This is a genomic window from Aminobacter sp. DSM 101952 (assembly GCF_001424795.1).
Classification (GTDB): domain Bacteria; phylum Pseudomonadota; class Alphaproteobacteria; order Rhizobiales; family Rhizobiaceae; genus Aminobacter; species Aminobacter aganoensis.
The window spans coordinates 1-13,303 of record NZ_LMCL01000020.1; the positions used below are offsets into that span (position 1 = coordinate 1).

Below are 13,303 nucleotides of genomic sequence, written 5' to 3' on the forward strand. Positions count from 1 at the left end.
CGGCCTGCTGCTCGACGGCAAGGCGGGCGCACGAGGGGCACTCCTGGTTCGCTCAATCGGTGCGCTGGCGGCGATCGTGGGTGTCGGCGTGGTGACCGGCCTTGGCTAAGAGGCCTTTTGCCGCAGCTTGAACTAGCGGCGCACAATAAGCAACGGAGGTACCGAGATGACGGTGACAGTTCCACTATATCAGGCCCGACCAGTGGGCTTCCCGCCAAACAGTATGCCTGGCGCTGGCAGGAAGGCCGCCTCGGTTCCTTTGCAACAGGAGCCACATGTCGTTCGTGTGCCCGGGGGGAACGAACTGCAGGCCGCGATCGGCCGGGAAGTGCGGGCCCGTCGCAAACGTAACGGTATGACGGCAACCGAGCTTGCCTCTGCCGCAAACATCTCGGTCGGCATGATGTCGAAGATCGAAAACGGCGTCATCTCCGCTTCGCTTTCGACACTGCAGGCTTTGTCGCGGGAGCTCGGCGTGCCGATGACCGCCCTGTTCAAAAGCTTCGAGGAAGAGCGGGGCGCGCTCTTCGTCAGGGCGGGGACGGGGGTCGAGGTGGAACGGCGCGGTACGCGGGCTGGCCATCAGTACAATCTCCTCGGCTATATCGGCTCCGGCTCCAGCCCGGTGTCGGTCGAACCTTATCTCATCACCCTGACCAGCCACACCGACACCTTCCCGCTGTTCCAGCACGCGGGCATAGAATTCCTCTACCTGCTTGAGGGCGAGATCACCTATCGCCATGGCTCCACGCTTTATCACATGGGCCCTGGCGATAGCCTTTTCTTCGAGGCCGACACGCCGCACGGCCCCGAGCAGCTGACAAAGCTGCCGATAAGGTTCCTCTCCATCATCTCCTATCACCTTGGGGATAGTGAGGACTGATTTTATTCCTGACGGACTGAAGCTCGGAACGCGGCACCGGTCGATCCAAACCAGCCACGAACGGGTACTGGCAAAATATTGACGGTCATATCCGCGACCTTTCCCGTCATGCGGCAGATGTCTGGGATCTGTCGCAAATTCTGATCAAAGCCAGTGAAATCCTCCGCGGCTATGCTCATGCAGCGAGGATCTCAAACTGCTCGGCGAGCGATGGTGTTGGATCCATAGCATGGAGCGGATCTGGCGCTTGATGCGCCTATGATCCTGTTCGCTTCCGTCGCGAACGATGAAGCGCCTGGCCGCCACAAGGTCACGAAGTTCGCTGAAGTGGAACTCGACGGTATCGTCCAATCTGTCGATGGCGCGGTACTGATACATCCATCGATCGCGAACTTTCACATAGGTGCCTCGGCATGCCACTTGCCTGTCACGGAACGCTTGCGGCAATTGAACCGCTCCTACAACAGGGGGGAAGCGAACATCCAGCGGTGGATCGTGGAATGGTCGACGCGAATGCCAGGCCCAGCCATTATCTCTTCCAGATTGCGCAGGCAAAAAATTGCAGGCCTGGTACCGGCGCACACATCTCTGGTCTTTGGGAGTTGCGTTCACTAGGTCAAACAGCCGATCGGTCCCTAAGCAGGGTCAGCAGCGCCGGATTGATATATAGACTTTCCCGGCCGACCTTCATCTGCTCAAGCAGCCCATGCTCGGATAAGGCTTGGAGATAGGTCGACGCCGCTTGTCGCTTTGCAATGCCGGCCGTGACCAAATCGCTGATCCGACAATAGGGGTTCACAAAGATCACCTCGGCGAGTTCGCGCGAATAGATCTTGGGCAATTCGTTGCGGATGCGTTCGGCGGTCTGATCAAGCAGATTGCGGATCGCGCCAATGCGCGCGGTGGACCAGATAGCCGTCTCGCGCATCGCTTCGAGCATATACAAGATCCATCGCTCCCAGGCTCCATCGGTCGTGACGGCGAGAAGTCCTTCATAATAGGCACGCTTGTTGGCAATGATGTACCGGCTCAGATAGAGTACCGGGATGTCCAATAATCCCTTGTCGACGAGATAGAGGAGGTTGAGGATGCGACCGGTTCGACCGTTGCCGTCGACAAATGGATGAATAGCCTCGAATTGGTAGTGCATAATGGCCAGTCGGATGAGCGGATCGATGTCTTCGGCTTCGTGGATGAAGCGCTCCCAGTTGGCTAGTTTGTCCTGCAGCAGAATTTGCCCCTCCGGCGGAGTATAAATGACGGCGCCGGTGGCGTCGTTCATCAGAGCCGTTCCCGGCGTCGCCCGAATATCCAAATCGACACCCTTGATCGTGCTGCAGACGGCGATCGCCGTCGACGTCGACACGGGGCAGCGCCGCAGCATATCAAAGCCTTCGCTCAGCGCGGTGCGATAGCGCAGCGCTTCTTTGGTCGCCGGATCGGCCTGCGCGCCAGTTTCGTTTGCGAAGCGGAACAGTTTGTCAGTCGTCGTGACAATGTTCTCGATTTCCGAACTGGCCTGGGCTTCCAGAAGGGGAATGGAGTTAATCAGGACGGCCTGGTTTGGAATGAGCCGTCCTGATATCTTGAGCTCAGCTAGGGCTGCGCGTGCGTCAATGCAGGCTTTTAGAACAGCCTTAGTCTCAATATCTGCAAGTGGGGGTAGGAGCGGGAGATCATTGTAGGGAACATCTGGCCGAAACGCCATGTCGATCAACTCCGCTTCAATCTACACGTCGCTCGTTTATGTCGTTGGCATCGACACGTCCGAATAACATGTCGACAAAATTAGGATATATCGACGCGTCCAAAAGTGGTCAATGATCTTTGCCGGCTTTTCGTAACTGGTTGAGGGGAGTGCCGCCGTACGAAATGCGAGGCCCATTCGCTTCGTCAGCGGCGAAATGCAACACAACCCCTCAAGGCCTCGCGCCGGTCATGGAAACCGAAAATCGCCGCTGACTGTCCGAAAGTATCGCCCTTGATGCCGACAGACCGGCACCTACACTTGGCTCGCGGGATGGGTGAAGGCTTTCGGTCGCTCAGATTTCCGACTCGGTCCCGTCAATGAGCGGCCGAGACGATGGAAAGGCAGACCGAAGTGCGTCGATAACTGCGCGTATTGGCGCTGCATCCTTCAGATCGGTGTGAACAACTAGCCAGACGTCACGGAGTACAGGGTTTATATCTGGGTATATCCTAATTATCCCGCCTTCATTTCCCGTCAGAAAACTCGGCAACATGGCGATTCCGGCCCCCGCTCGAACTGCGGCAAGCTGCAATTCTATAGTACTGGCGAGGAGTGTGAAACGGCGTCCCGCCGCCAGACTTTCAAGTGCATGTTGTTGAACTGCCTGATCGATCAGATGACCATAACCAATGAAGCACCAATCGGATTCGGCTGTTTCCTGAAGATACGTGGCGCTGGCATAGGGTTCGAACTCGATCTGTCCGAGCCTCACGATGGTAAGATCTCCCTGCTCCGGACGGCTCAGACGAAGCGCGATATCCGCTTCTCGTCTTTCCAGAGAAGCGTTGCGTATCTCCCCAATAATGTTGAGTTTCAAGCCAGAATGCCGTTGTTGAAGTGCAACTAGATGAGGCATTAGAACTGCGGCGGCGAAAGCCGGAGGAACGCTTATCGTCACTTGTCCTTTTGGCTCCGATTGCACACCGCCGGCCACGCGCTGAATCTCCAGCGCCCCCACTTCCATTCTGGCAACAATGTTAAAGATACGATGACCTTCTGAAGTGAGTGTAATGCGCCGACCGCGCCGATCGACAAGTTTGAGTCCCAGGCTTTTCTCAAGCGCGGCCACACGACGAGCGACGGTGGCATGCTCCACTCCGAGCAGCCGAGCCGCCCCAGATAGGCTGCCGCTATTTGCTAGCGCTGCGAAATGCTGGAGATGCTCCCAGTCCATCCGTTAATTCTTTCACATTTGATACGAGAAAAAAGACAATTTTCTAACGCACTCGACAATAGTATTGATCGTATCAATGTCGATGACGTTGTTCTCGCGGCTCATTGGCGAACCGTTGTACGTCGCTTTCTGAACTTTCATTCAATTTGATCAGCCTTCGGTTCTCATCTCGATCACAGAATTATCGAGGCCGCCGTCATTGAGTGATGGATTAAGATAACTGTAATTCCCTAATAAATATCATTATGTGGGGTATTAAATCTAGTATGTCAAACGTCTTCGCGAAGATCATAGGTGATCTCGCCTAGTTAATCGCGTTGGTCAATGGCATATAAGGAATTCAAGTCATGAGCAATTCTATGCGGATTACCATTATCGGCGCGGGTATCGGCGGACTTAGTGCCGCGGTCGCATTGCGTGATATTGGAGCGGATGTCACCGTCATCGAGCGGACGCCGGAGTTCCGCGTCGTCGGGGCCGGCATTTGCATGTGGCCGAATGGAGCGCGTGCGTTGCACGCTTTAGGAATTGCTGAAAAACTTGAGGCTACAAGCCCTATTTTACGTCAAATCTGCTATCGTGACCAGAACGGGAGGATCCTACGCGAACTTTCGGTCGATGATCTTACCAAGCGCGTTGGTCAACGTCCCTTTCCACTCGCTCGATCGGATTTGCACGCAGCCTTGCTATCGCGGCTTGAACCGAACACGGTGCGGCTCGGAAGAATCTGCGTTGATGTCCAGCAGGACGATAGCAGTGTGCGTGTCACTCTTGACGACGGCAACACCATCGAATCCGATGTGCTGGTGGGCGCGGACGGTATCCGCTCCGTAGTTCGACAGTATGTCACTGGTGGCTCGCCCAGGATGCCTTATCACTTCACAAGTTGGGTTGGCCTGGTGCAGTCTGAACTGAACACTACACCGAATGATACTTTCACCATCCATGTTCAGGATTCCAAGCGCGTTGGTCTCCTGCCTGTGGGAGACGGTAGGACCTACTTCTTTTGTGACGCCGTCTCTGACAGCGAGGATATTGGTGAAAGCCCACTGGCAGAGCTACAACGTCATTTCGTTGGCTGGCCTGTAGTAAGAATTCTGGCGGGGGCAATCGACGACAATTCCATAAGGAAACTACCTGTGCACGACCTGGATACGCTAGGGTCGTTCGTGCGCAACCGAATAGTCCTGCTTGGCGATGCTGCGCACGCCACAACGCCGACGCTGGGACAAGGTGGCGCGTTGGCGATGGAAGATTCGCTCGTTCTCGCCCGCTGTCTGGCTGAATGCCCTGACCAAGACCTCGCGCTGGCCCGCTATGATGCCGAGCGGTTGTCTCGGACACGCAAGGTGGTGTTAGCCTCCAGGGCCCGTACGGCGGCGACCCTAGGCCTTGACGGTTCATCGGCTCAAGCTTGGCAGGAGCGGCTGGTCACGAACAACAACCAAGACTTCTTAGACCAACTCGTTGAAATCCATCAGACCGGGCCGCTCGCCCTCGCCTGACCGGATGGGGGATGAAGCGCCTAACATGCGGTCGAGAGCGGCAATATTTCAGATAACCGCCCTTAAATTCATTTGAATATTGTGTGGAGTGGCTAGATGGATATCGACCAAGTGAACCGAATGAGTGAGGATGAATTCGTCCAAACATTTGGTGGGATCTTCGAGCATGCGGCCTGGGTAGCCCAAGCCGCATATGTTATGAGGCCATTCGCTACCGTTGCTGACATGCATCACTCGATGATGAGTGTTGTCTTAGGGCGGGATCGCAATGAACAGATTGGGCTGCTGCGTGGCCACCCCGAACTTGCTGGCAAAGAGGCACTCGCTGGCGAGATGACGCCTGACTCTAGCTCGGAGCAAGGACGTCTCGAGCTGGACCGTCTTTCCGCACCTGAGCTCGCAGACCTAACAGAACTCAATCGCAAATATTGGGAGAAATTTGGATTTCCCTGCATGATTTGCCTGCGATTGCATACGACCCGGGAAACCGTGTTTGCCGAGCATAAGCGGCGATTGAACAACGACCCTACCGTGGAACTTGCAAATTGCCTCGATCAAGTAGGGCAAATCACGGAGCGGCGCTTGCGTGAACGAGTTCGGGAAAGCTCAAAAGCTCGACGAGCACTTTCCACACATATTCTCGACAGTGGCAATCCAGGTGGTGCAGTTGGTTTGAAAGTAGAGTTGCAACGGTTTGCAGACGGAGGTCTCAAGACCGTTGCTAGCGTGACCACCGATTCAGTTGGTCGAGCCGAACTTCTTGATTCTTCCCAAATCCAGGTCGGCCAGTACCAAATGGTATTGCAAGCAGGCGCCTATCTGGCAAGGCGAGGCAATCCTAGTACGTTTCTCTCCGAAATTCCGGTGCTCTTCGAAATTGACGATCCTGATCGCCATTATCACATCCCAGTAATCATCGGCCGCTACGCGTATTCTGTTTATCGTGGCGGGATCCCTGCCATGGCTTCAGGCCCAACCACAGAGGATGTTCGTTGATGGCCGGCCTAACACTTCACGTTCTCGATCTAATGAACGGCGTACCCGGCGGTGGCATGCGCATTGATCTTGCTCGGGTAGATGGTGGGGAAAGGCGCGCCATGCAAACGCTCTTTACCAATGCGGAGGGGCGTACAGATGAGCCTGTCATGTCCGCAGTGGAAATGTCCCTCGGATGCTTCGAGCTTGTATTTCACGTGCGAGACTACTTCAGCCGCAACGGGGCAAATGCGACTTTTTTCGATCGTGTACCTGTCCGGTTTAAGATTGAAAGCCTGAAAGTGCACTACCACGTCCCGCTGCTTGTATCGCCGTGGGGCTATCAAAGTTACATGGGAACGTAAAGTTCCTTAGATTGTGAAAAGGCAGCTTTAAAGGAATGGAGTTCACAATTCTGTTCACAGTGGTAAGCAGACAAGGTAATTATAATGACAAGTCTACAACAAGTATAATTGCAGTTAAGCAACTGATTCTGCAATAAGGTACTTTACCGGATGGACATTGTTCATTATTGTTACCTAATAGGCCTTTGCGGAGATTTCGATAGTTGGTGTCGATTTCGGGCGCTAGCCAAGCGCAGAGTTGGAAGGATATAGGCGCAGTGCCCGACGATCCGCACGGGTTCATGCGTGGCGATATCTACACGTCTGGGAGGGACGATGGAGCCGCTGCTCAAGGTTGAAAAAGTCACAAAGCGATTTCATCAGGTCGTCGCCAACGATGAGGTCAGCTTTGAAGTGATGCCCGGCGAGGTTCACTGCCTATTAGGCGAGAATGGTGCCGGGAAGTCCACGATTGCTGAATGCATCTATGGTTTTTACACACCGGAGATGGGAACGATTTCGGTTGGGGGCAAGATTCTCGACCTTCAGTCTCCGGCAGATGCTATCCGCAATGGCATCGGAATGGTCCATCAGCATTTCGTGTTAGTTCGCAACATGACGGTGCTGGAAAACATAATGATCGGCACGGATGCCGCCGGCACTATACTGAATGTGCAATCTGCAGCCGTACGGATCCGATCTATTTGCGTCAGATATAACGTTGACATCGATCTAAATAGTAAGGTCTGGCAACTCACGGTAGGTCAGCAGCAGTGGGTCGAGATCTTGAAGGCGCTTTTTCTAGGCGCCAGGATATTGATCATGGACGAACCGACCGCGGTCCTGACGCCGCAGGAGTCACGTAGGCTTTTCAAAGTTTTCCGTGAAATGACCGACGATGGCATGGCAATTGTGCTCATCAGCCACAAGCTGGACGAGGTCATGCAATCCGACCGTGTCACGGTACTGCGAAAAGGAAAAAAAGTCGGAACCGTTGTTACAAAGGAAACCTCTAAATCAGAACTGACGAACTTGATGATCGGCCGTGACGTTGATCGCAATGTATCGCGGAAGCGCGGTGGTGTTGGTTTGCCAATGCTTGTGGTCTCGGGTCTGTGTGCTCGTAATGATTTCGGCACGGAAACTCTCAAGGGAATCGATCTGACCGTGCACAGCGGCGAAATTGTAGGTATTGCGGGTGTGGCCGGAAACGGCCAGAAAGAATTGTTCGAAACCTTGATCGGCGTGCGCAGGGCAATATCAGGCAAAATTGCACTAGACGGCGAAGATATCACGAACCATACGCCCCGCGAGGTACAGCAGGCCGGTATGGGACATGTTCCCGATGATAGATTCGCAGAAGGGCTTGTGCCCGATTTTGATCTCCAGTCCAATCTGATACTTGGAGCGCAACGGGATAAACCGTTCGCCAGGCGAGGCTTTCTGCAGGCCGATTACATTCGGAAGTTCGCCAAGAACGCGATCAACGAGTTCTCGATAAAGGCACCATCAGTCCAGACAATTTGTCGGACGCTTTCTGGCGGCAACGCACAGAAGGTGATCGTCGCAAGGGAATTCGCCCAGTCGACAAAAGTAATCTTAGCGAACCAACCGTCGCGGGGCCTCGATATCGGCGTAATCGACTATATGCACAAGCGTCTTCTTGAAAAGCGCGAACAACGATACGCGGTTCTCATCGCTTCTGAAGAACTAGAAGAACTTCTGGCGCTGTCTGACCGGATCGTAGTGATCTTTAAGGGAAGAATCGTAGGCGAATTTTCGCACGAAATGGTTGATATGGAGAGAATAGGCCTGCTTATGGCCGGCCATATTGATGAATTGCCGGTAAACTCGCCTGGGGTGTAGAGCAGTGCGTATCACTATAGAAAAACGATTGACACCGAGCCTTCTGTGGCAGGTGACTTCTATCCTCTTGGCACTATTAGTATCCGTTTTCGTAAGTGCCCTTTTGCTCATTTCGGCGAAAGCCGATCTGGCAACGTCCTTCGGTGCGTTGTGGGATGGCGCCTTTGGTGACTGGCGAGCAGTCTGGAAAACTCTCGTAAAGGCAACCCCTCTGATACTGACAGGAGTTGCGGCGGCGGTCGCATTCCGGGCGCGTATTTGGAACATCGGCGCTGAGGGGCAATTGTTTGCGGGCGCGATTGTGGCTTATGGAGCGTCACTTTGGATAGGCCATTTCCCCAGCTTAATAGCGGTGACGCTGATGTTTGTCGCGGGGGCGGCCGGCGGAGCGCTTTACGGGGGCCTGGCCGGATACATTCGCGCGCGCTTCAACGTCAACGAGGTATTGACGACCGTGATGTTGAACTATGTCATCATTTACCTGCTATCCTTTTTCTTGACTGGGCCCTGGCGCGATCCGCAGTCCTTTTCTCAACAGTCCCCTAAGGTTGTTGACGTCACCTTTCTGCCAAATCTTCTGGCTGGCACGAAACTGCACTTCGGCTTCCTGGTCGCATTGGCGGCTGCTGTTGTTGTCCACATCATAATCACCCGTACCAGTTTAGGATACGAGATCCGAGCGGTCGGGATGAACGAAAAGGCCTCGCGCTTCAAAGGTATCAATGTAGAGCGGACGGTGGTGATGGTGATGCTAATCAGCGGCGCGATCGCCGGGCTGGCTGGCGTGACAGAGGTGTTTGGTGTTCACGGTCGGATAAAACCGGACATCTCGGTAGGATTCGGCTTTACGGGGATCGTGATAGCTATTCTCGCTTCACTTAACCCAATTGCTGTGATGTTCATCGCCGTTATTTTTGGTGGCTTCGTCAATGGCGGCATTAGGCTACAGGTTGCGACCGGTGTGCCCAGCACATTAACCGATGCTATCCAGGCCATCATTCTATTGTTCTTCCTTACAGCCGCCGTTCTAGCCCGTTATGAATTCAAATTTGGATCTCACAATGAGTGAATTATTTCAAGAAACAATGCTGATCAGTATTTTTGCGGCCACGATCAGGATCGCCACGCCGTTGCTACTTGCCGCCCTTGGCGAACTGATCACTGAAAGGGCAGGGATTCTGAACTTGGGCGTTGAAGGAACGATGCTGATGGCAGCATTCGCCGGATTTGCCGGTTCCTTCGCGATGGGCAGCACCATGGCAGGTTTGCTTTGTGCGATGCTGGCTGGGGCGATGATGTCATTTCTAATGGTTTTCATGGCAGCCACGCTGAAGGTCGAACAGGTCGTGACCGGCCTAGCTCTAAATATGCTAGCGGCGGGTATGTCGCTGTATTTTTTCAAGGTCTATTTCGAGACGCTATCGATGCCTATGACAGAAGTGATGCCCTTCATTTCGGTCCCGTTTCTTTCAGAACTGCCCTATATTGGTCAGGTCTTTTTCATGCAAAAGGGCTTGACTTACTTGGCGTTCTTGCTGGTGCCCATCGTCTGGTTCTTCCTCTATCGAACTAAGTGGGGTCTAGAGATCCGCGCCCTCGGCGAAAATCCGAAGGTGATCGACACAAAAGGTATGAGTGTTACTTTACGTCAGTATGCTGCCGTTATGATCGGGGGTGTGCTTATCGGGCTGGGCGGCGCTTTCGTAACAATCGGATCAGTCGTGCGCTTCGTGCCGGACATTACTGCGGGTCGTGGCTGGCTGGCACTGGTGATTGTGATCGCCGGCAATTGGCGACCATCGGGAATATTGGTAGCCGCATTGGTATTCGCGTTCCTCGATGCGCTACAACTGCACATCCAAGGCGTCGGGGTAAATCTACCATATCAGCTATTCCTAGCTCTGCCCTACGGCGTGGCCGTGATCCTGATGATCCTGAAAAGCAGGCGCGGTAAGTCTGAGCAACCAGCCCGGCTAGGCATTCCATATTTTCGAGGCACTCGGTAGAAGCCGGCGCAGTAATACGCGATTTCGCCAGGCAAGGAACGCAGGTTCAGAACGCTTAGAATGCAATCTTTATGCTAATGCCTGACAGAAAGACCAAGAAGGAGGGTGGCATGGTTCATGGAAACGGCACCCACTGAAAGGGCCAGAGTTCATGGAAGTGACTGGCAGTTGGATGGCGCTCTACGACTGGCCGGACGAACTTCTGCTACGAAATTCTTGTTGGCGCGGCTTCCTCGGGTCAACTTGGCAAAAGGGCGCGCATCGTGATCGCTGGCAAGCTTTTGACGGTCGCCTTCCAGGTCCTGCTAGACCAGCCCCGTTCGAACGCCACAACCATGGAGAGGGAAGGCGTATCATCTCGCGATCCTGATGCTGGTTTAGCGAGCTCGAAAGCTGATGAGAACGACAGCAAGTCACGGATGGGGGCTGGTTCAGGAGCGGAGGACGGGAAAACTTGCCCTACGACGGGAGAGATTTAGCCGATCAGCCGAAAGGCCGGTCGAAACACAGCCCAGCTCAGGAAAAGGCCGCGCAAAACGAGCGCTTTCATCCCTGAGTTCTTTCATTGGAGAGCATTATGAACACAATCGTGCGTATTGCCGGCTCGGCTCTTTTGGCCATGACGTTGGTATCCCCCTCGTTAGCCGATGAACTGAAAATCGCGGCCGTTTTCCCTGACGGTGTTGAGAATGCCTGGACCAAAGCATGGCTGGACTCGCTCGAAAGAATTAAGGCTCGATCTCCTCACGGTCTGGAAATTAAGTTGGACTACACCGAGAATGTGTTCGGCAATAAAATTATGGAAGTTTTGGAGGCCTATTCGGAATCCGGCAAGTACGACATGATCTGGACGCACACTACGTCTTCCGACCAAGTCGAGGAATTGAAAGATGAGTTTCCGGACATTCTGTATGTCTCGACTGGAGGCGGTAATCGACCAGTTGGTGGAAACGGTTTCCAAGCCGACATATTGCTTCATGAAGCCTCGTATTTGGCTGGTGTCTACGCGGGGGCTGCAACCAAGTCGAACGTTCTTGGAGCCATCGGACTATTCCCGGCAGACAACGTAAACGATCAGGTCAATGCTTTCCGGGCCGGGGCAAGATCGGTCAATGAGAATGCATCACTGAAGGTCACGTTCATTGAGAGTTGGTATGATCCGCTCAAAGCTGCCGAAGCTGCCAGCGCACAGATCGCCGCAAGTGCCGATGTCATTTATCAACTCGGCGAAACCTACCAGATCTGTAAGGAGCGCAAGATCCAATGCGTTGGTAGCTATCTTGATATGTCGGACCAAGCGCCGGGCTTCGTGGCAATCAGCACGTTGGCCAAGTGGGAACCGCACCTGAACTATTTCATCGACCTAATCGTCGATCACCGCGAGAACGGCACGCCCTTTGATGCACCTCTGCGCAAAATTCAGTATGATATGTCGGCAGGTGGAAGTGATATCACTGAGCCCAGCAGCTATGTCTCGGAAGAGGCAAAAAATGCAGTTGCCAAGGCGAAGGCTCAGATTCTAGGCGGCGAGTTGAAGGTTGTGAACGACGGTTCGCTACCCGTTTCGAATTGATAAGCTCTCGCGGGAGACCAGTATCAATTCTGGGTCACGCGGTGCGTCTTGTGTCACCGAGGCGAAGTCGACGCTCTTAGCCTCGAAGCGTTGGTGGGCGTCCGACCCGATTTATCTCAGCACCGGTGGCGGTTGGTCGTCTGCGACGGAAGTAGCGATCCGGACGCGGCACCAATCGCCGCGACCGACAATTCTCGTGGCGGGCGACCGGTCCAGATACATTGTTGTCGAACACACCATTGTCCGCCAAGACGGCGTGGTCGTAAGCTGTGTTTCCGATCCAACTTCGGGAGTGTGGAACCGGAGGCTTGTGTTTTGTTTTGACCTTACGCCTGATCGGAACGGCAGCCTCGGCGACTCGAGGTGATCAATGGTGTGGGTGGCCGGGCGTCACCGGTCGAATATTCTCACCCCAGCAGTGCCTGCCTGGCTGCGCGAAGCGCGCAAACAGGCAGCTGCGGTGAAGCGGGAATCCCGGTCTCGCGCAGGCGGTGATGGCGCCGCCTGCGGAATCCGCACTAATGCGCCCAGTACGTCCGGGGAGACGGGAGCGACCCGCCGACCGAACCATGGAGCGACCGATCGCTCAATTCGCAGGTTTTGCCGGAGTCCTGTAAGTCGATGGAGCGGCTATCGGGTACCCGGCGGCAAGGGCGCCGCAATGCTCGCCTTCTGCGGAGCACTTGCGCCGGCGCTTCGCCGCACCGGCCCAGCGCCGGCGCAAGTGCTCCGGCGCATTACCTATCACGTTGAGGTCGACATCCGCGGCCCGCCGTCAGTCGCACGTCGTGCCGTGTGTCAGAAAGGGGGCCGGCCGACCTCAACCGAACTCAAGCGTAGTTGCGCCAGAAACTGGGCCTTAGCCAGAAGACCAAACTTGCCGAGGCAATCTGCTATACGCTGTCACGCTGGGAGGGGCTCGCCTGCTTCCTCGATGACGGGCGCATCGAGCTACCAACACGTCGACCCCACCCCGATCATTCGCTTGGATTGAGTTGGGGGCGGAAGTCAGGTTAAGCGATGAAAAATCCTAAGCTTCTGTTTTAACGAGGATAATTGCGATATAGAAGAGAATAAAAAATATTTTCAAAAAAATTGCATAAAGGGCGCAGCTGACGGTAGCCTTAGCCAGCAAGGAGACCTCGCGAATGAGCAGCCAGAACCCGATTTTCATTCCCGGCCCGACAAACATCCCGGATGTGTTGCGCAAGGCCGTGGACATGCCGA

The 13,303-nt window shown here is 54.6% G+C and carries 11 protein-coding genes and 1 pseudogene; 8 read left to right on the forward strand and 4 right to left on the reverse strand.

The genetic code is table 11. From position 1 onward, the window contains the following. Positions 1-223: 223 nt before the first annotated feature. On the forward strand, positions 224-883 hold the full coding sequence (locus ASC75_RS13885) for an XRE family transcriptional regulator (RefSeq protein WP_244487842.1): 660 nt from the start codon (positions 224-226) through the stop codon (positions 881-883). Positions 884-1,108: 225 nt separating this feature from the next. Here ASC75_RS13885 and ASC75_RS25570 read toward each other — a convergent pair. The 3 genes and pseudogenes from ASC75_RS25570 to ASC75_RS25575 all read right to left on the reverse strand — a co-directional run. Beyond that, positions 1,109-1,465, reverse strand: a pseudogene (locus ASC75_RS25570) (DDE-type integrase/transposase/recombinase); the annotation flags it as partial. Positions 1,466-1,499: 34 nt separating this feature from the next. Further along, a complete protein-coding gene (locus ASC75_RS13895) occupies positions 1,500-2,591 on the reverse strand; it encodes a Fic family protein (RefSeq protein WP_055976320.1) in 1,092 nt (363 codons plus the stop codon). A 334-nt stretch (positions 2,592-2,925) separates the two neighbouring features. After that, positions 2,926-3,807 (reverse strand): LysR family transcriptional regulator, encoded by an 882-nt coding sequence (locus ASC75_RS25575; RefSeq protein ID WP_082496593.1) that lies wholly within the window; start codon positions 3,805-3,807, stop codon positions 2,926-2,928. A 347-nt stretch (positions 3,808-4,154) separates the two neighbouring features. Here ASC75_RS25575 and ASC75_RS13905 point away from each other — a divergent pair, with 347 nt between their 5' ends. The 7 genes from ASC75_RS13905 (at position 4,155) to ASC75_RS13930 (ending at position 12,076) form a co-directional block, all read left to right on the forward strand. Then, on the forward strand, positions 4,155-5,312 hold the full coding sequence (locus tag ASC75_RS13905; RefSeq protein WP_082496594.1) for an FAD-dependent monooxygenase: 1,158 nt from the start codon (positions 4,155-4,157) through the stop codon (positions 5,310-5,312). Positions 5,313-5,408: 96 nt separating this feature from the next. Next, positions 5,409-6,308, forward strand: coding sequence for a 2-oxo-4-hydroxy-4-carboxy-5-ureidoimidazoline decarboxylase (gene uraD, locus ASC75_RS25580; RefSeq protein ID WP_082496595.1), 900 nt, complete (start codon positions 5,409-5,411; stop codon positions 6,306-6,308). Continuing rightward, a complete protein-coding gene (gene uraH, locus ASC75_RS13910) occupies positions 6,308-6,652 on the forward strand; it encodes a hydroxyisourate hydrolase (protein WP_055976301.1) in 345 nt (114 codons plus the stop codon). Before uraD ends, uraH begins: the two co-directional genes overlap by 1 nt. A 315-nt stretch (positions 6,653-6,967) precedes the next feature. Next, on the forward strand, positions 6,968-8,497 hold the full coding sequence (locus ASC75_RS13915; RefSeq protein WP_055976304.1) for an ABC transporter ATP-binding protein: 1,530 nt from the start codon (positions 6,968-6,970) through the stop codon (positions 8,495-8,497). Positions 8,498-8,501: 4 nt separating this feature from the next. Continuing rightward, the gene (locus ASC75_RS13920; protein WP_162244929.1) at positions 8,502-9,566 is read left to right on the forward strand and encodes an ABC transporter permease; all 1,065 of its coding nucleotides are present in this window, start codon (positions 8,502-8,504) and stop codon (positions 9,564-9,566) included. Next, entirely contained in the window at positions 9,559-10,503 is a 945-nt protein-coding gene (locus tag ASC75_RS13925) for an ABC transporter permease (protein ID WP_055976311.1), read from the forward strand. Before ASC75_RS13920 ends, ASC75_RS13925 begins: the two co-directional genes overlap by 8 nt. A 577-nt stretch (positions 10,504-11,080) precedes the next feature. Beyond that, positions 11,081-12,076 carry a BMP family ABC transporter substrate-binding protein gene (locus ASC75_RS13930; RefSeq protein ID WP_055976314.1) on the forward strand — a complete coding sequence of 332 codons (996 nt, stop codon included), beginning with the start codon at positions 11,081-11,083 and terminating at the stop codon, positions 12,074-12,076. Between the two features lie 1,030 nt (positions 12,077-13,106). Here the strand turns inward: ASC75_RS13930 and ASC75_RS26570 are convergent. Beyond that, on the reverse strand, positions 13,107-13,303 hold a 197-nt coding region (locus ASC75_RS26570; protein ID WP_210168385.1), incomplete at its 5' end, for a hypothetical protein.

Bases quoted from the DNA above. Each gene is read 5' to 3' on its own strand.
- ASC75_RS13885 (WP_244487842.1), top strand. From the start codon at position 224: ATGCCTGGCGCTGGCAGGAAGGCCGCCTCGGTTCCTTTGCAACAGGAG.
- ASC75_RS13895 (WP_055976320.1), bottom strand. From the start codon at position 2,591: ATGGCGTTTCGGCCAGATGTTCCCTACAATGATCTCCCGCTCCTACCC.
- ASC75_RS25575 (WP_082496593.1), bottom strand. From the start codon at position 3,807: ATGGACTGGGAGCATCTCCAGCATTTCGCAGCGCTAGCAAATAGCGGC.
- ASC75_RS13905 (WP_082496594.1), top strand. From the start codon at position 4,155: ATGAGCAATTCTATGCGGATTACCATTATCGGCGCGGGTATCGGCGGA.
- uraD (WP_082496595.1), top strand. From the start codon at position 5,409: ATGGATATCGACCAAGTGAACCGAATGAGTGAGGATGAATTCGTCCAA.
- uraH (WP_055976301.1), top strand. From the start codon at position 6,308: ATGGCCGGCCTAACACTTCACGTTCTCGATCTAATGAACGGCGTACCC.
- ASC75_RS13915 (WP_055976304.1), top strand. From the start codon at position 6,968: ATGGAGCCGCTGCTCAAGGTTGAAAAAGTCACAAAGCGATTTCATCAG.
- ASC75_RS13925 (WP_055976311.1), top strand. From the start codon at position 9,559: ATGAGTGAATTATTTCAAGAAACAATGCTGATCAGTATTTTTGCGGCC.
- ASC75_RS13930 (WP_055976314.1), top strand. From the start codon at position 11,081: ATGAACACAATCGTGCGTATTGCCGGCTCGGCTCTTTTGGCCATGACG.